The organism is Tropicimonas sp. IMCC34011, assembly GCF_003390865.1.
GTDB lineage: Bacteria > Pseudomonadota > Alphaproteobacteria > Rhodobacterales > Rhodobacteraceae > Tropicimonas_B.
In genome coordinates this window covers 237224-255994 of sequence record NZ_QMEJ01000001.1, presented here as the reverse complement: position 1 = coordinate 255994, position 18771 = coordinate 237224, and the positions used below count along the sequence as shown (strand labels likewise).

Genomic DNA, 18771 nt, shown 5'->3' with positions numbered 1-18771 from the left:
CTCAGACCGCGAAGACCGAGCCGGCGAAGAGGCGGCGCTTGATCTGCATGTAGCGACGCCCGTAGGGAGTGGCCGTGAAGTCCCGCCCGACCTGATAGGCGACCACACCGCCGCCGGATGGACCCCAAGTCGTGGTCTCATTCCCAACGGTGACCGACGTCACCTTTCCCTTGCCCTTTGCCGTGTCTTCCCGTTCCTTACCGCCTTCCTCCGCGAGGATGTGCGCGGCGAGGTAGAGGGTCGCCGTCTTGCGATACTCCCCCCATGCCTCACCCACCTCCAGCACGGCCTCATTGACCACAGCGGTGAGAAGGCTCGCGCAAATCCCCTCGAACTCAGGGAACCGGTCGATCAGGTCGCCGGCAGTCGGCATCACGTAGGCCATGGCTTACCTCGTCCTGACGTTGCCAGAATAGAAGCCCGAAAACGATCCGGTGACCGTGCCGGCCGTGACCTCCAGCCGCATGACCAGATCTCCAACCTGCGGCGTCACCTGCCCATAAGGCGACGGCAGTGTCGTGCCCGTGTTCAGCGCCGTGGTGGTGACCTCTACGGACGTGCCTACGCGGGTCAGGTTGCCGCCCTCCTGCCCCAGCTTGATCGGCACGGGGTAGGTCCGATCCCGCGCTACGCGGCGCTCGTCTGTGTTGTCGAACGTGACACCTTGGAAGAAGGCGACGTCTGCGTCCGTTCCATCGACCCGTGTCACGACCCCGATCAGCAGGCTTCCGGCCCCCGTCGAATTACGGCTGACTTCGAAAGACGAGCTGTAGAGGTCCACGCGCCCGACATCGGAATGCGGGAAGGTGGCACGGTCGGACAGGTCAACGATGACAGCCCATTGCGTCGTCGTGGCCCCCGCTGCTTGGTACGCCACGAGAACCGGCTCGTCTCGATCAGACTTTTCGAACGGGTAGAGACCCGCCCCCGTGGCCGTCAGCAGTTGGAAGGAGCCCTGCGCGGTGTCGCCGTTCACATAGCGAACGCGATGCGCACGTCCCGGCAACTTCACGTAGGAGTGGAACCGAGACTCGCCGTTCCAAACCGAGTGCGGGATGGACGTGATCACCGTTGACCCGTCGTCCAGCGAGAACTCAACATAAAGCGTGCCGGGCTGGTCAGCCTGGGCGCTGAAAGCAATGTGCGGATCGTTGTTCGTGACCCAGGAGCCCACGTACTCTTCGCCAGCGCCCAAGGGGGTTAGCGTCGAGTTTAGCTGATCCTGCGAGCCACTAGCACCGAATACGGCAGGGGTGCCATCGGTCCCGAACACAGTGACCGGGGCGGCCTCCCGGACAAATCCGTTATCGCCCTCAATGGAGGGGAGCACGTCCTGTGCGTAGGACGGGATTGCGAGGGCCACGCATATCGCTGCCAGTCGGAAGATCTTGGCGATCATGGTGTAGCCTCCTGCCTAGGGAATTGGGTGGCGGCCCCGGAGGGCCACCGCCGGGTCACTCGGGCTTGTTCGCCGCGACAAACGCCGCCTTGTCAGCTTCGGACATGCCGTCGAACTCCGGCACGTCATCGGCACGCATGGACTTGGTGACCTCTTGGTCGCCGTCCATGACGACGAACCACCCGCGCCCCTTGTCCACGACGCGGAGGCCGGTTCCTTGGGGCTCATCAGCCGCCTCGCCCTCACTGATCACCAGCCCGGATGCGGAGAGCTTCCTGCGGTACTCTTCGGACCACCCTGAGCCATCGACATCAGCGGCGGCGCCCGGCTTGATGACCGTCAGCCCGCCGGCCTCACGCACCGCCTTGGAGCGATGCGTGGGGTTCTCGACGTTCATCCGGGTCATGTGCGGGTCGCCTTTCGAAGAACACGAGGCTGGCTGCATACGTGCAAGGGGTAGCTGTAGATCTCGCCCTTCGTCCACATGTTGCGCTCACGGTCGGGAACGTTCATCGCGTAGACGCGCTGTCCGGGGGTGCCGACGAAATCGAGGGTTTCGAGGGGCGCATAGGCCACCTTGAACACGTCGCGCGCGCCCACCGGGAAGAACTTCGCCTCGTCGGTCGGCACCGCCACCGTCGAGTTGTCGTCCGTGCCCTGGTAGTTGTGGAACGTGATGCCCCCCACCCGGAAGCTCTCGAAGATGGCGCCCTGAGCCGCTTGCAGGTCGCGCGCCGCGGCTTGGTTCAGGTAGAACTTCTCGACGCTCGGGTGCGAGACGAGCTGATCATAGAACGCATCACCGCAGATAGCATGGATCGACGCGCCGGCGAGATTGCCCTTTGCGGAGCGGGCCATGCCGCGGGCGATCTCCTTGCACTTGGCGTGCACGTCGGTGGTCGCCTGATCCAGCTCGAACGAAATCGCGGCGGGGATCGCCTCGTTGAACTCGGTCGAATAGTCGTAGATGACCGTGGACCCGTCCGCATCGAGGAGAACGCCCTGGAGAGCGCCGAGCCGGTGGAACTCGTGGGTCAGCTCCATATCGGCGTTGATGCGGTCCATGCGGCGCATGTACTCGCGCTGCACCTGCATCAGCTCGGTTTCCGAGCCGAACGCGCGGATCCCATCCAGCTCGTGCGCGTAGAGCGTGAACCGCTTGGCGAGGCGCGTGGTCCGCAGCGACACCGCGTCCCGGTCTTCACGATCCAGGATGTCGGGCGGGGCGCCATCGGCAGACGTCGGGATGAGCGTCAGTCCGCCTTCGATGCGATCCACAAAGATGTTGCGGGTGCGCACGGGCTCGGGCGTGAACAGCCCGAGGGAACCGAGAAGCTGCGGCACGTAGGGGCGCCGCTCGATTGCTCCGGACAGCGAGGTCGTGCTGAACGCGGAGTTGCCAAAGATGTCCATGGTGGCCATGTCTGAGCCCTCCTATCAGCGGACGATGATGCCGAGCGCGGCGAGTGCGGCGTTCGACGTGGTGATCTGGCCGGCGTCGGCGCCGTCCTCGTAGGTCAGGTCATCCCCGTTCACCTCCGCATCCCGCGCCGTGATGGTGCGGGTCACGTCGATGGCGGATCCCGTGGTGTTGACCGCCGGGAACATGAGGATGCCGGATTCGTCCTCGGCGCCCGTGGTGAGCGCGGCGTTGTGGCGGACGAACTTGCCCGAGGCGGTCAGCTTGCCGAGGATGGTCCCGGGAACGAGCGTGGTGTTCGCGGGCACGGTCACGACGACCTCATCGCGGGAGCGCCAGTCGTTCGCCTCGGACACGAGGTAGTCGGCCGCGCGGCGACCTTCGGTGAGAATGGCCATGCTCAGGCCTCCTTCTTCTCGTCCAGGAAGCCCCAGGCGTCCGTGGTGTTGATCTTCACGCCGCCCGCAGCGGCATCACGCAGGGTGTCAGGACCCTTGCCAGCGGCCTCAGCGGCGAAGTCGAACGCCGCGGCGATGTAGGCCTCGGACTTGTCCTTCATGCTGTCAGCGCCGCGCACGGCTTCGACGGCGGCCTTGCGGATCTCGGCATCGGAGAGACCGGAAACCTCGACCTTCGGCGCGATCTTGCGGGCGGTGTCGATCAGGGCGGCGCGATCCTGAACACGCTTGTCGAGGTCAGCGTCGGAAAGCACCTGCTTCTTCAGGTCGGCGATCTCGCCGTCCTTTTTCGCAAGCTCGGCGTCCTTTGTGGCGAGGGCGGCGTCATGCGCTGCCTGTGCGTCGGTCAGGGCCTTGTCCTTGTCCGCGATGGTGCCTTGCAGCTTTTCGAGCGCCTGCGCGCCTGCGTCGGTCGTCACGACGGAAAGGCCGTCGATCAGGACCGTGCGATTGGCTTCAGCCATATCGTCGTCCTTTCGGTCGTTTGTGATGATGGGATCGAGGCCCCAGTTGCGCGCAGCGTCTCCTATGCGCGTGTTGCCCGCCCGAGGGTTGTTGTCGGGCAGATACGCGACGTGATTGAACCGAAGCGGCCCAGTCTGCCGGTATTGATAAGCCTCGCCTCCAGGGGCGAGGCCTTCGTCCTTTGTGATGCCGACCGTGTAGCCTGCGGACAGCGCGCGTGCGCCGCGCTCCACTTCCACGGCAGCGGCCTCATCCATGATGGCCATGCTGGCGACGACGTGCTCGCCGTCTCGCACCACCCTGCCGCCGACCGCGCCGACAGCAAGATCCTTCCACGTCTTCGCCGACACGCCCTCCGGGGGGTGCCCCCGTGTCACTGGGCGGCCCGCAAGGGACGACATGCTCGCCTCATCGAACACCACGTCCGGATCGCGATAAACTCCGAACACCCTGCCAGCGTCATCGCCGGTCAGGCCGATCTCTGCGCCGTAGTATTGCTGAACGTTCCCGGCGCGAGACACTCGGGCCTCCGCCACAAGGTAGCCATCCCGCGAACGCGAAAGGCCCGACGCATCAAGCGTCAGGCTGTCTTTGATTTGCATGTAAGAACTCCGCTCTTAACCGAGCTTTATCGCCTCTTCGGCGCTCATCCCTTTGCGCAGACGATAGTTCAGCCGCTGCCGTGGGACATCGTATTTCTCAGCAATCTGCGCGGCGGTAAGGTCTTCACCAAAAACGCGGTGCTTAGGCCTGCGGTCTTCGACGGGGCGCGTCGTAGCGTCTTTCATGCTCCACCCCGCCTTCAGGCGAACAGCGAGTGTAGCGGGGGACATTCGCGCCTTGTGAGCGATCTCGGCTATCACTTTGTTGCCGATCTTAGTGGTATTGCGCCGATTCCACGCCTGGGCTTTTGCGGTTGCCCATCTCACGTTGCCGGGCTCATAGTTTCCGTCGTTGTCAATCCGGTCCAGAGAGTGCTCTGCGGTTGGCTTGGCGCCAATATCGTCAAGAAACGCCTCAAAGCTGTCGAACCAGCGGTCACAGACATCTATCCCCCGGCCACCATAAGCTTCGTAGTTGTGAGCCCTAGGGTTTCTGCACCTCTGCTTCATTGAGCGCCACGCCTTGTACTCGGGCGATGAGCTTTGCCCGTGGCGCAGATTTGTGACCCTATTCTTGCTCAGCGCTGCACACCCTTTGCAGCACGTTGACCGCCCAGTACGCAGCTTAGCCGCGCTGACGTCTTTTACGACACCACAGTCGCACAAGCACTTGACCATCCTGTCTTTCGGGTCTTTGGCCCCATCACCTAGAACGGTGTAGTTGCCAAACCTCTTTCGGCCGCACAAAAGATCATCTAAGGGCTTTTTAGCCATCGGGCGCTCCTATCGCTCGCTATGGTCAGAGCCGTCGCGGTGTTACCAGCACCCCGGCGGCTCGGTTATTCTACCCTATTCGATTCCCGTGTGCTACCTGTGCCGGATGACCGACGATCAGTTCCGCCAGCTACGGCAGTTGCTCCTCGACCTGCGCGCGGAACAGGCGGCGCTGCGGCTCAAGGTGGACAAGCTGTCCGAGGACTGCCTGCGGTTTCATCAATTCCAGATGAATGCGCTGTCCAACGGCCCGGTCCCGGTCGATATGCCGGATGAACTTAAGGACATCTTTGGGGCCTAGCCCCTTTTATGCGCGGCGGCGAAAGCTTCCCGAGCGGTCTTCTCTCGATACTCTCGCTCCAAGACCTCTTCACACGCCATTTCACCGGCAATAAGCCCTGCGAAGGCGTCCGCCGGCACCCCCGTGTGCCGACATGCGAGGGCGGCAAGGCGAGCCAAAGCTCGAACCGCATCCACGCCATGCGCCCCTGAATCCTTCAGTACGCGCCCCAAGTCTTGGTAAAGCTGCTCTTCCATAGTCAAAACTCCACAATCGGATCGGCTCTGCACCGGCACCTGACTGGCTGGCCCGGAGGCAACCCCTGCTCCGCGCCGGTCGGCTGACCCCAGCGGTATTCCTTGCCGCGCAAGCTTTGGTGGAGAGACCGAACGCGCTCGTCTGCGCTGGTCTTCCAGATGTACTTCGTGATCCCGGCCTGCTGTTGACGCAGCCGGTTCAGGTCGCTGTTGAACTTGCTTATCTGATCCTGCGCGATCAGCTCGGCCCGGCTGTTGGTGACCGAGAACGCGTTCTGAAGCTGCGCCCGAACCTCTTTCAAAGATGTACCGTTCGTACCGGCGGTGTAGACGATCTGCTCCACCCGGTTCACCGCGTCCTCTCCGAGCGACGTGATCAGCGCCACGTTGCGCGACAGGGCCGTCTCGATGGCCTCAACCAGGTCTTCTTCTCGGACCACCGCGGCAAGATCGATCCCCAGCGTGCGGCGCGCGTCCTCGCGAAAGCGCTCCGTGTGCCGCTTGGCGTCGAGCCGCAGGATGTTCTCCACCATCCGGGCTGCCTCTGACGAAAGCTGCCGCTGCACCGTCCTCAGTCGGCGGAACCAACTATCGCCCGGCGCATCCGTCGTCAGCCCCCTGTCACGGCGTAGCTCAGCGATGACGCTGTCGCGCGTCTCCTTGGCCATGCCCTGCAAAATCGCCGTCAGCGCCTTCCTGTAGGCCACCACGGACCCGGCACGCTCCTCGATCCCAGTCAGCACCGCCCGCGTGCCCTTGGGGCGCTGTGCGAGGCTGGAGAGGCTGTAGGGGGTCACGGATCAGCGCGTGACGTGCTTGACGGCCCACATGACCGCCTGCTCTGCGTTGGCCCTCGCCAGAGACATTTCACGGCTCTGGCCTACTTCGTCGCACTTGGCGAGAAATGCGGCGCCGAGGTCTTTGATTTCGACCATCTGCCGTTTCTCTGCGTCGGACAGCACACGATACTGATGCCGGACGGCATTGTTGGCTGTGCGGTCGTCGTCGGCGCTGTTAACGTGATTTTCCATCTTAAACCTCTTTCAATTTCCCTGACCAATTCTCACTGATCGGCTCGAAAATTTCAGGCCCAAGCAGGATGCGCCCCCGATAAGGCTCAACGTCGGCAATGTCCGGAGCCTCCGGGTCATAGCTGATCGTGATGTGAGGTTGATACTCCGGATGGTCCCACGTCGCTCCGGCGTCCTTCATATCCTCGTGCCGCCACGACAGGCGCGAAGATGCGAACGTCAGCACCTTGGCCTCCCCGTTAGCGCCGAACGCCTCCATGATGCGAGGCCCGCCGGGGGGTATCTCAAACTCGGCACCGCCGTACTCCTCACCCATCTTCATCCAGTCCACAGGCGCGCGGCTGTAAGTGATGGTCACGTGCATGTCGTCGGCGGCCAGCGTGGTCTTGAATCCCTGGCTCTTCGCCCAGGCGATGATCTCACTCGCGTTCAAGACGTCGCGGCGGACGTAGAGCGGCCGCGGCGCAGCATCGGTAGCAACCTGCTCCCCATCGCCACCCTCGCCAGCGCCGAACCCGAAGTCTACGTCCCCGGTCTCTTCCATCGCCGCCTCAAGGCCCGGCGCAACGCCTGCCTCGATCAGCGCGTTGGACATCGCCAGCCGGCCTTCCATCTGCGTGAGGTAGCCCATGCGGCTGATCCGCTCCCACGCCGACGTGAGCTTGTCGGCGATCTCCGCCTTCTCCTTGTCCGTGACCTGACGCAGGGGCGGCCAGAGGTAGTGAAGACCTTCCGGCCATGCGCCGAGGGCGGAGCGGACCAGCGCGGTATCGAGCCGGGAGGATGCCTCCTGCACCTCGTCGCGTATCGCATCGAGACGGTCGAAGTAGACCCGCTCATCGCCGTCGCCTGTGCTGTTCATCCCCGCGGGGGACCGGCCCAGAAGTCGCGTTGCCGGGATCTGCGTTGCGCCGCTGGCAACCTGTAGGGCCTCGCGAAGGAGGTCGGGGACAGACCCGAAGCTAATGGCCTTCCGCTCGTAAGTCTCGTCCTTGTCGTGGACCAGCATCTTGGCCGTGGACTTGCCCTGGCGCATGAGCGTGAGGCGCTTGAGGACGATATCCTCTTGACCGCTCGCGACGGCGTTCATCAGGCCATCGACGCCAATGGCGTCCACGTTGGCCTCGTGCAGCATCTCAGCGACGTTCGCGATGGCGCTGTCCGCGTCCCGGATGGCCGACAGACGGCACTCCAGAACGCTATCCCCCCAGACGGCCTGCGTCCCGAGCGCGTCCTCATCAAGCACCGGGTCGCCCTCGAAGAACACGAGCCGCGACGGGTGGACGTTCAGAAGCCGCCGCGACGACGCGATGCGCCACATGCGCGGGCGCCCGTAGCCGTCCACGAGCACGTCGTCCTCGATCTGGTCCCATGACAGTTCACGCCGCCCGAACACGATCAGCTTGCGGATCCGGCCCCGCCCGATGGTGTCCACGTCGAGCGGCTCTTCCGTGTCCTCGCCTGTGTCGATGAAGATGGCAGACCCGCCGTCTAGCCGGGCCTTCTTCTGAGCCCGGACGATGGCGCCCTTCCACCCCAAGCGCTTCTCTTCCGCCTCGATGGTGTTAATCTGGTCGGCATCCCCTTGCCAACTCCGGCCCGGCCCGAGCGCATCATTCACCGGCATATCCACGCAGGCCCGCGCCAGCCAGGACGACCGATAGGCCGCTGCGACAACAGTCAGGTCCGTGGGCTGGAACTGGTATGAGCCAGCTGCCGACTTCGTGCCGATCAGCCCGAGGCCAGTCGCGAAGTTGACCAGCCCGTCCGTGATAAAGCTCACTTGCCGCCCCGAATGCGCTTCAGGAGCGCCTTGAGAGCTTCCCGTCGCTGCTCACACGCCTTGCACATCACATCACCCACTTTCGTATGTCTGCGCCGCCGGCCTGGATCAGCGGGTTCACGGCATATCGGATCGCGTCGACGTAGTGGTTGTGCGCGTCCACGACCTGAGGGAGCACATCGCCGGTCAGCTTGTCCGTCTTGTAGCTGTAGAGCCGCAGCTCCTGCGCCGTTGCCCGGCATTCCGGGTGGACGACGATCTCTTTGTAGGACTTCAGATGAGCGATGCCGTCCTCAACACTGCCCTGCCATTTCTTCACGCCCTCGATGCGGCCCAGGCCATGCCGCTTGAGGTAGCTAATGCTCTCCGGCCGGGCGCTGTCTGCGCGCGACACGTGCCGCTCGATTCCGGGCATCGCGTCGATGAGGGTCGGCGCGGTGTGGTCCAACTCCAGACCCACCTTCCCGACCTCGCGCCGCACCCAGAGCCGACTATCCGCCACCCAGACCTCAACCGCCGTGGTCGGGTCTTGCGCGAAGCCGAAGTCCACTCCGTAGTATGGGCCGTTCCAGTCTGCCCCCGGCTCGAATGACCTGACCTGCCACTTGCCGCTGAACACCTGAGAAGCGCTGTTGCGAAGATAGTCGCCTTCCCACACATGGGCGTAGGTCGCGGGGTCTAGGCGCTCCTGCTCCCGCTTGCGCAGCGCATCCATCAGCGGCGGGAAGAACGGGTTGTCCGACCAGTTGACGTGACGCCCGATGCCGTTCTGCGGCGGGTTGCGAATGAACCGCTGATCGACCGGGCTGTTCTCCATCCGGCCGTTCCAGATCGACCACAGCTCCGACTTGGGCTTTCGGAACACCGTGGCCTCGAGAGCGAGCCACGAGACCTCCGGGACGTCCTCCGCCTCTTCCACGATGGTCAGGTCGATGCCGGCGAGCGACTTGATCGACTGCGCATTCCGGCGGAGACCCCGGAAGATGAACTGCGTACCGTTCCGGCCCCTCAGGTAATCGACGCCGACGTCATACGCCGCCTCTAGCCACGGCTCTGATGCAATCGCCGCCTTCAGTTCCGCGTGGAAGCTCTCCGGGATGCTGGCCTGGAACTCCCTCGCGCAGAGGATGCGCAAAGGCTCGACCATCCCCCAGATCGCCGCCACCTTGGCAGCCCCGAACGACTTCCCCGAGCCACGCCCGCCTGTCAGCCACCGATACTGGTAAGAGCCTCGGGGCTTGGCAAAGACCGTTGCGACCTTCTTCGGAAGCTCAACCCTCGCTGTCGTCGCCATCGACGCCAATGAACTGAATCGTCGTAGGCGGTGGGGTTATGCTCCCGTCGCTCGACTTGTGATCGACACTCGCCAGCTTGGCATGAACGTAAGGCGCCGCCTTGTGGGCCGCGTCCACTCGCTCTGCCCGCTCTGCCGTCTCGTCTCGCATCACCTGCAAGAGGTAATCCAGCGGCGTCAGGCCGCTTTCCTTCACGGCCTTGCGCTGCGCCTGGGTCGCCTTGTTGGCTACACCCTTTGGCCGTCCAGCGCCCGTGCGCTTTCCGCCTCGGGGCATATTGATTTCCTCTGATTTTATTTCAGTCCGCGCCCTCTCCTCATTCCCCGCATTCAACCGCCCCGGATGGGGCGCCGCTGGACGGAGTTGGCGCAGACGCGCATGAGGAGCGTCCCGGCGGCGCGGGAGGCCGGGGGTAGGAACCAGCGGGATGAAACTCGGTGTCTCGGGGTAGCGGCGGGGCCGGCACGGTCTCGACCAAGGCGCGCGCTAGGTCCCGGAGGATGCGGCGCTTGATGCGGTGCAGGCCGTGAAAGGTCATGGGGTCACCTTGGACCGGAAGCCGAGGCGGCCTTGGGGGGTGCTCCAACACCTTACCAAGGCCGCCTCGGTTCGGAGCGCAACCCAGGTAGAGGCCACGTCGCTCCGTAGATGCGAGGAGGCAATTTCCCTCACCTCGCGCGCGATGATACCCATCTACCCGATTTAGCATGTCGGGTCAACCCCTTGTGTCAAGCGGGGGCAAAAACACCAGAGCGCCCCCGTTTTGTTCTTCCGAAGCCTAGCCTGAGATGCACGAAAGCCCGCTCACTGAACGAGCGGGCTCCGGCATCGGGGCAACTTACGCTGCGACCAAAGATGATTCATAGTACGCTAAACGGGCACAAAGGCCCACCCAAGCAATCCAGCTTGTCTCCTCCATCTTATCGGTGGATTGGCGCGATATTGGGCCTCCACTACTCGCCGGTCAAGGGCTCGCCGTTTTGTTTTCAAGACAACTCCAGCGCGTCCGCCAGCCCATCCAGCCCGGCGCCTAACCGCTCCATGTAGACATTGCGCCGGTAGCCCGGCATTGCCGACAGGGCGCGGTCGTCGCAGGCAACGTGGAGCACGAAGGCCCGGTACTTGGCCGGGACGAGGCGGACCACGCGATGATAGGCGCTGACACGGTCGATCTGTATGGCGATATGCGCGTCCGGCTTGGGGCTGGTGTCCACCTGCACAGCCTTGATGGCGGGGGCGGTGCGAAGATTGCGCTCCCATGCGTTGAGAAGCACCTGTGCGGCCTTGCCTTGCCTCTCGGTAAGCCACCCCTGCCGAACGTAGTGCTCTGCCATGCTGCACCGCCTCGCGCGCTTCACGCCGTTCGGGCTGGTGACCTTCTTCCCGGTGCGCTCGTCAAAGTGCTCCACCGGCTCCACGACCTTGAGGTGGCGCTGTGCCGCGGTGTTCGGCCCCATGTCCCAGGGGGTCGCCGGCGCTGAGGGCTGGCGCTTGGCCTTGCGCTTGGTCTTAGCCATGGGTGGGGGCCTCTCTGTTCTGAAGGTCCATCATTGTGCCATCACCAACCTGACGGCCCATGCGGCGACGAACATCGAGGCGATGAACATGGCCGCTGATCTGTTCATAAGACGATGCGCTTGCCTCAGCCGCTCCAGCGACGTGCGGTCCTGCTCGGCGCTCTGCTCGATGTGCTTGAGCAGTCGCAGCCAACCTCGGCGGCTTTCTGCGGATGCCGGTGAAAGCGCGACCCGCAGCCGCATTTCATCGAGGTCTTTCTTCAGGTCTGTATCGACCATGCTAGCCGCCCTCCTGTGGGGAGAGGATGGCGTACGTCTCTCGCGTCATCACGGCGGACAGGAAGTCCAACGCCCGGCGAAGCGCTTCCTCGTCATAATCGGAGAATGACGTATCAAGGCCATGTTCTGCTGCCATCGACACCGAAGCCGCGGTCTCCCAGAGCTTCAGTGCATCTGTCCGGAGGCGCGCGTTCTCCGCCTCTAGGGCTTCGATGTGGTCGGCAGCTTTCTCCATCGCTTGGAAGCGGTCGAGGAACCGCCTCCGCTCCTCAGTATTGTTCCTCGAATAGTCATCGTTCATCATGGTCGCCATCGCGTGGCGCAGGCGCTTCGCCAGATCACTCATCGCCCTGCCCTCCCGTGTGGGAGCGGATGGCGGCGGCAATAGTTGCTTTAGGCGCGAGCGTTCCCGACACATCGGTGTTCTCGGCCATCCGCGCGCACCGCTCCCGCTCCGCCTCCACCGCCTCCGCTATGCGGCGGTCCACGAGGTCGGCGCGGACGTAGCCCTGTGACGACATTCCAGGGCCAGCGGCTCCCTTATCGCAATGCCACCACCCCTCGAAAGGATGCGCAGGGTCAGCCGCCGCCCAATGGTGCGCCCAAATCCGCTCCGGTGCTGTGGCGTCGGTACGAGAGAGCTCACCCGGGAAAACTGCACACCCGGGGTTTTGCATTGCCAATTCTATATCGCGGGGATTTTGGGTCTTGCTCCACCACCCTCGAATTTCATGCTTTGTCACTCCGGCCGCCTTGACGACCTGGTCTTGGGTTCCGGCGACGACGCACCGAACTTGCTTGCCGCCTTTGAATACGAGGCCACGCCATACATTAGGCTTGCGCGTCATCCCCTGCCCTCCTGTCTCCGCGCCCGCTTCCGGGCCGCTGCCTTGAACTTCGCCTGCCGGCCCGCGATCACGCCGTGCCTCACGCCGACGGCGCGGTCCTTCCAGTGCCCCAGATCGAAGGGTAGGCCGCTCTGCCCTCTCGGGATGCGCTGGACGGCGTCCTCGGGATATGCGGCGATGGCGGTGCGCTCTTCGTGGGTGAGGCTCATCGCTTGGCCCTCGCGTAGACGGTGATGAACACGTTCTTGCTGTACTCACGCTCCGAGGAGACGGCGCGGCCATCGCTGACCAGCCGCACCAAAACCGTCCTCGCCGTGCCTCGGTTGCGACCGATGATGCGGGCCACCTCCCTGACGGACAGGGGCTCGGAGGCAGCCTCCAGCGCCTGCAAGGCCCGGCGGATGGACTTGGACTCGCTGGCTCGGCGGACGGTGCTGGGCCACCCCCGGAAGCGAAACTCGCTCGGGATGCCGGCCATCCATTTCTTGCGTAGGTCGTCCTCGTCTTTGGCGGTGATTATCATTGGTGAACCCCCTACTTCACAAACTTGTCGAGCATGTCGGATGCTTTAACCCGGGCATTTGCTGCACGACGCCGGAGTTTTTCGGCTGCGCTCTCCATCTGGCCCGCCTGCGCATCCATCTCGGCGGCGCTGGACATCATCTCGGCGTAGGCGTCGTAGGCTGCTAACTCCTGATCTTCGGTCATGATCAGAGCCTCCGGTCACAGGCGAACGGGATCTCGTCATCGAAGTCCTGCCCGCCGCCGGGCGCCCCGCCGCTGCCGTAGCCTCCCCCGCCGTAGCCGCCGGACTGCTGGCCGCCGCGGTCGTCGGAGCGGTCGCCATCGCCTGATCCGCCGCCACTCGGGCCGTCCAGCATGGTCAGCGTGCTCGCGAAGGGCCGCAGCACTACCTCCGTCGAATAGCGGTCGGCGCCGGACTGATCCTGCCACTTCCGCGTCTCGAGCTGGCCCTCGATATAGACCTTGGACCCCTTGCGCAGGTACTGCTCGGCGATGCGCGCGAGCGGCTCCGAGAAGATCGCCACGGAATGCCATTCGGTCCGCTCACGGCGCTCGCCTGTGTTCTTGTCCTTCCAGGTCTCAGACGTGGCGATCCGCAGGTTGCAGACCTTGCCACCGTTCTGAAACGTGCGGACCTCGGGGTCACGGCCCAGATTTCCAATCAGAATTACCTTGTTCACGGATCCGGCCATCAGTTGGCTCCTTTTTTCGGCTTAAACGCCGCGTTGCTTTCGTATTTCCGGTAGCTCATCAGTTCCGGCATGAAGGTCAGTCGGGTGCTGGATTTGGCGAAGCCGTAGAGCTGCGTGTTCCGCACCTTCCATGCGGTGATCCGCACGTATTGGTCGCCGCACTCGTCCTCTTCTTGGTGGACGGAGAAGCCGAGGCTGGGCTTGTTCGCGAAAGCGGCACTGTCGGCGATGTCGTACCCGGTCGGGGACTGCGGCTTGCCGACCGTCTGCATCTTGCGCGGGTGCGCGATGACGCAGATGTGGGTGTCGAACTTTTCCGCCCACGTCCTGATCTGCTGAAGCGCGAAGTTGATATAGTTGGTCAGGCTCTCGCCGGGCGCCGGCATGTGCTCCAGCTCGTTCCACGGATCCACGATGATCAGCTTGCATCCGTCGCGGACGGCCAGCGTGTAGATCATGTCCTTGAGCCAGCCGAGATTGTGCCCGTGAGGGTTCTCGTCGTCCTCATAGGTCCGGTGAACAACCTTGAAGAACTCATCCAACTCGGCAGCCGTCTGCCTCTTGTGATGAACCGTCATCTGGTCCCACGGGGTTCCGGCGTGGAGGCGGGCGAGTTGGTCTCGCACCTGAAAGGGATGCGTCTCGAAAGCCATGATACCGACCTTGATGTTCTCATGCCGGGCGACGTGGTAGGCGATGAAGTTGGTGAAGGTGGACTTCCCCGCGCCCGGCGTGCCGGTGCCGACCGACATCGCCCCGACCTCGAAAGCGATCACGAAGTCGTAGGGGGACATGCCAGTGCGCAGGACACGCCGCTCGGGCAGCGGAGGCATATCCGAGATGCCGGTGACAAAGCCGCCGGGGGGGTCAACGCGCACCGCCTCCGTCAGGCACCGAGCGACCTCGCCCTCACCGAACTTGACGAGTACGTCGTTCGCATCCTTGCAGCCCTCCGGCCATTGGACACGGCGCACATCGTGTCCCGCCAGGATGTTCGCGATCGTCTTAGGCAGGCCGTGCCCCGCCTCATCGTCATCCCCAGCGACGATCACATACGGGCTGTCCCGTAGAAGCTTCTCGGCCTCGATGATGGCTTCGCGCTTGCCGTCGTCTTTCGTCCATCCGTCAGGCAATGAAACGGCGCGGTCGAAACCAGATTGCACCACGCTCAGGCAATCGATCTCGCCCTCCGTGATGACGATAGGGCTTTTGCCGCTGCGCAGGGCATCCTCGTTGTAGAGGCCCCGCGACACGCCCTGGCTGGACCTCCAGTCCTTACCTTCGACGGAACGGAACTTAGCGGCGTAGGGCTTCCCGTGACGGCGATACGGGAAAGCGACCGCCTCGCCCTGGATGCCGGGATGATCCTTGCGGCCGACCCCCATTGCCTCGATCAAGACAGGGTCGAGACGCCGAACCTCGGTCAGCCACGTCTGAACGTCCTTGGTCAAAGAACTGCCCCCCGCTCATTCCGCAGTGCCAGCAGTTCCAAACCACCCCGTCCGGCTTGAATGTCACGCTCAGGCAGTCGTCCCGCTTCTTCTTGCGAAAGGGGCTGCACTCCGGGCACGTGGCACGCTGCGTTCCTTGCTGCCGTTTGACGCTGATCCCGTGACGATGGAGAATTTCGCTTGCGGTAAGCATTGATCACCTCGTGGCGCTGGTATCCCTGAGCGCGGGCGGCTTCGGTCTCTGCCGAGAAGCGACTTAGCCCACCGTCGAATTCCATGATGGCCGATCGTTCGGCCCAACGGTCGAGGTCCATCATCCGACCTCCGGGATCATGCCGAAGGCGCCAGCGTTAACGTAGCCTTGCCGGCCTACAGGCTGATGGCGGTCCGTCTTCGCTTGCCGATCATCCAGCGCCTTGCGGATCCAGTTTCGCCACGTTGCTAGCCAATCCAGCTTGGCCCCGTTCTTTCCAGAAACGCCGATCCAGTAGTCGCGGAAGCGGTCTGCCTCGCGCCGGACGGAGAACTCGTCCATGCCTTGCTCGACAGCCCACCGCCCCCAGTCCAGCGGAAGACGCCAATCTTCGGTGAGCCTGGAACCCCGCTTTTTGGAAGAACCGATAGGTTCTTCTTTTTCTGTCTGATCTCTGACTTCTGAAGAATGCTTTGGCAAACCAGTAGCATTTGCTTCGGCCTGTTCGTTATTTTTCAGCGCCTTAGCGCGACCTCCCTTTGCCCCCGCTTCTGCTCTTGAAGCGGACTTAAGGCGCGCTTTTTCCATCTCCTTGGCGAGCCTTCTGTTCGTAACCACGTCCCCTGAGACGACGAAGAAATGCTCAATCCCTGCCCAGACTCGCTTCCATTTTGGGGGGTGAACGCGTGCGATCCGAGCCAGCTTCCGGTGATCGTTGGGCAGCTTGCCGTTGTGGCGCCACATCGTCATCAGAAGAAGCAGGTATGCGCCGTGCTCCTCGGTGGTCAGGTCGAGCGTATCGGCGAGGTAGTCGCCGACATAGAGCTGCATGAATGGCTGTTCGCTCATGCTTCCACCTCATCTGTTTCGGATTGGGCGGCGCACTCACTGGCGCCTCGCTCAGAATGTTGCTCGGGGGGCGCTGCGTCCGCGGGGCGCAGGGACCGCTCGACAAGTTCGGCGGCGATCTCACCAATGCTGCGCCAGTTGTCTGTTTCTCGCGTCATTCCGTGCCCTCCTTGCCGAGGCTCCAGCCGAGCCCCTGCCCCTCTGCGAACAGCCCCTTCAGGATCTCCCGCCATTGCTGCTCGTCGCGGATCTCCAGGACCGCGCGACCGTCGCGGCCACTCAGTTTGATGCACCTACCGCCGTGAGTGCCCTTGTGAGAGGCGATGCCGATGGCGTGCTTGCCTGTGGATGTGCGGGCGTGGATCATGGCTCGCGCCTCGCCTCTGTGGCGGCGCCGATGCCGAGGATTGCGAACGCCTCGTCCTCGTCCTTCGCGACATCGACTTGCCCTCTCCAGGCGCCGTGCCATTCGACCTGATCGGGCGTCAGCTTGCGCGCTGAGGGCGGCTTGTCACCGTCCTTCACCTCGATCACTCGGTTCAAGCCTCGGAAGCCGACGAGAAGGTCAGGGCATCCCCCGCCTACTGCATGGAGCGGCTGCACAGATGCGCCGATCTTGCGGAGGGCAGCGACGATGCGGCTCTGGTTCGAATCCACTTTTGCGGCGCGTCTCATGCCGCCACCCCTCTGCGCGAGGCGAGGATGGCGCGGCCGATCAGCTCCGGGATCTGGGGGACGACGGCGTTTCCGAGCCCTGCAAGTCGGTCCACCCGCTGGGGAACCCCATCAGCCACTCGACCCACGTCGGGTTCAGTGCGCCAGATGTCTCCGAGACCACCATGGATAGGCTTAATTGTTTCCCGATCCTCGCCCTTCGCTTGACTGAAGGCATGCCGAGATGCCCGCGGTCGCGAGTGTCTGAGGCCGTCGGCGTCGGCCAAAGCCCCCGCGCTTCGGCTTGAACGTGCTCCGCAAGATTCCACCCAAAGCCAGAGCTCCCGCGCCGTATCAAACACGCATCCGACGTCCCCGCCCCTGCTGATCTCCCGTCGATCTTGCGAGGCGTAGGCAACAATCCAGACCCTTTCGCGACGATGCTGAGCGCCCAAGGCCGCCGCAGGAATGTTCTCCCATTCCGCATCGTACCCGCATTCGGCCAAGTCTCCGAGAACACGGCCAAACCATCCCCCTCGCTGCTCGCTAGGGCCACTAAGCAGGTTTGCGACGTTCTCCACGATGACGTAGGATGGTGATAACTCGCGAATGAGGCGGACGATTTCCGACCAGAGGCCGGACCGTTCGCCGTTGAGGCCAGCGCGCCGTCCTGCGACGGAAAGGTCTTGGCAGGGGAAGCCTCCGGTGATGACATCGACGCCAATTCCGTCTCGGTCCAGAGCGTCGGCTGTGAGGGTTCGGACATCTTCATAGCACGGGACTCCAGGCCAGTGTTTTGCCAGGACGCGACGGGGGAACGGCTCAATCTCGCAGAACGCAACGGTCTCAAAACCGCCGGTGCGCTCCAGCCCGAGAGAGAACCCGCCGATGCCACTGAAAAGATCGAGGACGCGCAGCTTCGACATATCGGTCATGCCCACCACCTCGTGAGCTTGCGCAGGACGCGGCGGACGGGACCGGCAGGACCCCTTGCCAGGATCTCGTGCGTTGCGACGTAGGCGGCCTTGCGGGCGGCGCTCTGGCCTCGGGTGTCCCGGCGGGCCTTGGCGCTCTGGTAGGCGGCGATAGCGGCGGCGCGGTTCATGTCCGCACCTCCCGCACCTTGGTGCAGGCCAGCACGAACGGGCGCACCCGCTCCGGCAGGGCATCGACGCAGGAGGCGTCAGACCATGGGGCAGAGGCGGTGAAGGTGACGGACTGGACGCAGTCACCCTGCCAGGTGAAGACAACGCAGATGGTGGCGAGGATGCTCATGACGACACCCGCTGGATCTGGGGTGAGAGCGCGGTGGACAGGCGCGCTTGGCCGTCTTGCAGGGCCGTGCTTTCATTCGGCCTATACGGGCCGACGTAGGTAATCCCGTCATCGTCACGCACGACCGCACGCATCCATCCATTACGAATGCCGCCGCGCTTCACTTCGATGGTGATGGCTGCGCACTCCATCACGCGGCCCCCTTCTTCAGCGGGACGGGGGCGCAGGCGGCCATTGCGTCGAGACTGGCGAGTGCCTTGTCGATCTCCTCGCGGGCCTCCAGCAACTCCGCCCGCGTCTTGGACACGGACCCCGTGCCGCTTTCCAGCGCCATCATTTCAGCGACGGCCTCGCCGCTCTCGCGAAGAAGGTTGGTCGCCTGTTGCAGTGTGGGGAGCACGCGCTCAGGGTTGGAGGGCGAGTCGGCAAGGAAGGCGTCGGTGATCCGCGTGGATCCGGACAGCTCCTGCAACGCCATGACGTCGAGGAACGACCAGTCGCGCGAGCCGTGGAATTTGCGCGAGAACGCGCCCTTGTCGGCAGCCTCCAGCGAGACCTCGGTCCCGGAGGCCCACGACTCCATCTCGGCAGCGGCGAGGCCGTGTTTGCGCTCAAAGGAGCGCTCAACCATGCCGCGCATCAGCGCTTCGAGCTTCGACCTGCGATTAGACATGGAGAACACCTTTGTTTTGATGCTTGACGAGTGCCGATCCATATCCAGAGC

General features: G+C 63.8%; 31 protein-coding genes. 1 reads left to right on the top strand and 30 read right to left on the bottom strand.

Annotated elements, in window-relative coordinates; translation table 11 throughout:
• Position 1: 1 nt before the first annotated feature.
• The 7 genes from DQG15_RS01260 to DQG15_RS01230 are packed head-to-tail and all read right to left on the bottom strand — an operon-like array spanning position 2 to position 5118.
• A complete protein-coding gene (locus tag DQG15_RS01260) occupies positions 2-385 on the bottom strand; it encodes a DUF4054 domain-containing protein (protein WP_116082104.1) in 384 nt (127 codons plus the stop codon).
• 3 nt (positions 386-388) lie between these two features.
• A complete protein-coding gene (locus DQG15_RS01255) occupies positions 389-1399 on the bottom strand; it encodes a hypothetical protein (RefSeq protein WP_116082102.1) in 1011 nt (336 codons plus the stop codon).
• 55 nt (positions 1400-1454) lie between these two features.
• Positions 1455-1805, bottom strand: a complete 351-nt coding sequence (locus tag DQG15_RS01250; RefSeq protein ID WP_116082101.1) for a hypothetical protein — start codon at positions 1803-1805, stop codon at positions 1455-1457.
• A complete protein-coding gene (locus tag DQG15_RS01245) occupies positions 1802-2821 on the bottom strand; it encodes a major capsid protein (RefSeq protein ID WP_116082099.1) in 1020 nt (339 codons plus the stop codon). Before DQG15_RS01245 ends, DQG15_RS01250 begins: the two co-directional genes overlap by 4 nt.
• Before the next feature lie 15 nt (positions 2822-2836).
• Positions 2837-3217: a head decoration protein gene (locus DQG15_RS01240; protein WP_116082098.1), complete on the bottom strand. Its 381-nt coding sequence runs from the start codon at positions 3215-3217 to the stop codon at positions 2837-2839.
• Positions 3218-3219: 2 nt separating this feature from the next.
• Positions 3220-4344, bottom strand: a complete 1125-nt coding sequence (locus DQG15_RS01235; protein WP_116082096.1) for a DUF2213 domain-containing protein — start codon at positions 4342-4344, stop codon at positions 3220-3222.
• 15 nt (positions 4345-4359) lie between these two features.
• Positions 4360-5118, bottom strand: a complete 759-nt coding sequence (locus tag DQG15_RS01230) for a hypothetical protein (protein ID WP_157968862.1) — start codon at positions 5116-5118, stop codon at positions 4360-4362.
• A 106-nt stretch (positions 5119-5224) separates the two neighbouring features.
• On the opposite strand from DQG15_RS01230, the gene DQG15_RS18050 reads away from it, so the two are divergent.
• Positions 5225-5419 (top strand): hypothetical protein, encoded by a 195-nt coding sequence (locus DQG15_RS18050; RefSeq protein ID WP_157968861.1) that lies wholly within the window; start codon positions 5225-5227, stop codon positions 5417-5419.
• A gap of 238 nt (positions 5420-5657) precedes the next feature.
• On the opposite strand, the gene DQG15_RS01220 is transcribed toward DQG15_RS18050, so the two are convergent.
• The 23 genes from DQG15_RS01220 to DQG15_RS01130 all read right to left on the bottom strand — a co-directional run bounded on the left by DQG15_RS01220 (position 5658) and on the right by DQG15_RS01130 (position 18720).
• A complete protein-coding gene (locus DQG15_RS01220) occupies positions 5658-6452 on the bottom strand; it encodes a phage minor head protein (RefSeq protein ID WP_116082091.1) in 795 nt (264 codons plus the stop codon).
• Between the two features lie 3 nt (positions 6453-6455).
• Positions 6456-6686 (bottom strand): hypothetical protein, encoded by a 231-nt coding sequence (locus DQG15_RS01215; RefSeq protein ID WP_116082089.1) that lies wholly within the window; start codon positions 6684-6686, stop codon positions 6456-6458.
• Between the two features lies 1 nt (position 6687).
• Positions 6688-8469: an anti-CBASS protein Acb1 family protein gene (locus DQG15_RS01210; protein WP_116082087.1), complete on the bottom strand. Its 1782-nt coding sequence runs from the start codon at positions 8467-8469 to the stop codon at positions 6688-6690.
• A 67-nt stretch (positions 8470-8536) separates the two neighbouring features.
• On the bottom strand, positions 8537-9763 hold the full coding sequence (locus DQG15_RS01205; RefSeq protein WP_116082086.1) for a PBSX family phage terminase large subunit: 1227 nt from the start codon (positions 9761-9763) through the stop codon (positions 8537-8539).
• Positions 9741-10040 carry a hypothetical protein gene (locus DQG15_RS01200; RefSeq protein ID WP_198665046.1) on the bottom strand — a complete coding sequence of 100 codons (300 nt, stop codon included), beginning with the start codon at positions 10038-10040 and terminating at the stop codon, positions 9741-9743. The genes DQG15_RS01205 and DQG15_RS01200 overlap by 23 nt, the downstream gene beginning before the upstream one ends.
• Positions 10041-10750: 710 nt before the next feature.
• The gene (locus DQG15_RS01195; protein ID WP_116082084.1) at positions 10751-11281 is read right to left on the bottom strand and encodes a hypothetical protein; all 531 of its coding nucleotides are present in this window, start codon (positions 11279-11281) and stop codon (positions 10751-10753) included.
• Between the two features lie 30 nt (positions 11282-11311).
• Complete coding sequence (locus tag DQG15_RS01190) at positions 11312-11560, bottom strand: hypothetical protein (protein ID WP_116082082.1); 249 nt, start codon at positions 11558-11560, stop codon at positions 11312-11314.
• Position 11561: 1 nt separating this feature from the next.
• Positions 11562-11906 (bottom strand): hypothetical protein, encoded by a 345-nt coding sequence (locus DQG15_RS01185; RefSeq protein WP_116082080.1) that lies wholly within the window; start codon positions 11904-11906, stop codon positions 11562-11564.
• Entirely contained in the window at positions 11899-12081 is a 183-nt protein-coding gene (locus DQG15_RS01180) for a hypothetical protein (protein WP_116082078.1), read from the bottom strand. The genes DQG15_RS01185 and DQG15_RS01180 overlap by 8 nt, the downstream gene beginning before the upstream one ends.
• 323 nt (positions 12082-12404) lie before the next feature.
• Positions 12405-12617 carry a hypothetical protein gene (locus DQG15_RS01175; RefSeq protein WP_116082076.1) on the bottom strand — a complete coding sequence of 71 codons (213 nt, stop codon included), beginning with the start codon at positions 12615-12617 and terminating at the stop codon, positions 12405-12407.
• Positions 12614-12931: a helix-turn-helix domain-containing protein gene (locus DQG15_RS01170; RefSeq protein WP_116082075.1), complete on the bottom strand. Its 318-nt coding sequence runs from the start codon at positions 12929-12931 to the stop codon at positions 12614-12616. The genes DQG15_RS01175 and DQG15_RS01170 overlap by 4 nt, the downstream gene beginning before the upstream one ends.
• 11 nt (positions 12932-12942) lie before the next feature.
• On the bottom strand, positions 12943-13116 hold the full coding sequence (locus DQG15_RS18045; protein ID WP_157968860.1) for a hypothetical protein: 174 nt from the start codon (positions 13114-13116) through the stop codon (positions 12943-12945).
• 2 nt (positions 13117-13118) lie between these two features.
• Positions 13119-13625, bottom strand: a complete 507-nt coding sequence (ssb, locus tag DQG15_RS01165; protein ID WP_116082073.1) for a single-stranded DNA-binding protein — start codon at positions 13623-13625, stop codon at positions 13119-13121.
• A complete protein-coding gene (locus DQG15_RS01160) occupies positions 13625-15076 on the bottom strand; it encodes a bifunctional DNA primase/helicase (protein WP_116082072.1) in 1452 nt (483 codons plus the stop codon). Before DQG15_RS01160 ends, ssb begins: the two co-directional genes overlap by 1 nt.
• Positions 15073-15393, bottom strand: a complete 321-nt coding sequence (locus DQG15_RS18040) for a hypothetical protein (protein ID WP_157968859.1) — start codon at positions 15391-15393, stop codon at positions 15073-15075. The genes DQG15_RS01160 and DQG15_RS18040 overlap by 4 nt, the downstream gene beginning before the upstream one ends.
• The gene (locus tag DQG15_RS01155) at positions 15390-16118 is read right to left on the bottom strand and encodes a DUF1376 domain-containing protein (RefSeq protein WP_116082070.1); all 729 of its coding nucleotides are present in this window, start codon (positions 16116-16118) and stop codon (positions 15390-15392) included. The genes DQG15_RS18040 and DQG15_RS01155 overlap by 4 nt, the downstream gene beginning before the upstream one ends.
• A 154-nt stretch (positions 16119-16272) precedes the next feature.
• Positions 16273-16485: a hypothetical protein gene (locus DQG15_RS01150; protein WP_116082069.1), complete on the bottom strand. Its 213-nt coding sequence runs from the start codon at positions 16483-16485 to the stop codon at positions 16273-16275.
• Positions 16482-16793: a hypothetical protein gene (locus DQG15_RS01145; protein WP_116082067.1), complete on the bottom strand. Its 312-nt coding sequence runs from the start codon at positions 16791-16793 to the stop codon at positions 16482-16484. The genes DQG15_RS01150 and DQG15_RS01145 overlap by 4 nt, the downstream gene beginning before the upstream one ends.
• Entirely contained in the window at positions 16790-17707 is a 918-nt protein-coding gene (locus DQG15_RS01140) for a DNA cytosine methyltransferase (RefSeq protein ID WP_198665045.1), read from the bottom strand. The genes DQG15_RS01145 and DQG15_RS01140 overlap by 4 nt, the downstream gene beginning before the upstream one ends.
• Entirely contained in the window at positions 17704-17877 is a 174-nt protein-coding gene (locus tag DQG15_RS18035; RefSeq protein ID WP_157968858.1) for a hypothetical protein, read from the bottom strand. The genes DQG15_RS01140 and DQG15_RS18035 overlap by 4 nt, the downstream gene beginning before the upstream one ends.
• Positions 17874-18047 carry a hypothetical protein gene (locus DQG15_RS18030; RefSeq protein ID WP_157968857.1) on the bottom strand — a complete coding sequence of 58 codons (174 nt, stop codon included), beginning with the start codon at positions 18045-18047 and terminating at the stop codon, positions 17874-17876. Before DQG15_RS18030 ends, DQG15_RS18035 begins: the two co-directional genes overlap by 4 nt.
• Entirely contained in the window at positions 18044-18238 is a 195-nt protein-coding gene (locus DQG15_RS01135) for a hypothetical protein (RefSeq protein WP_116082066.1), read from the bottom strand. The genes DQG15_RS18030 and DQG15_RS01135 overlap by 4 nt, the downstream gene beginning before the upstream one ends.
• Positions 18238-18720 (bottom strand): hypothetical protein, encoded by a 483-nt coding sequence (locus tag DQG15_RS01130; protein ID WP_157968855.1) that lies wholly within the window; start codon positions 18718-18720, stop codon positions 18238-18240. The genes DQG15_RS01135 and DQG15_RS01130 overlap by 1 nt, the downstream gene beginning before the upstream one ends.
• Between the last annotated feature and the right edge of the window lie 51 nt (positions 18721-18771).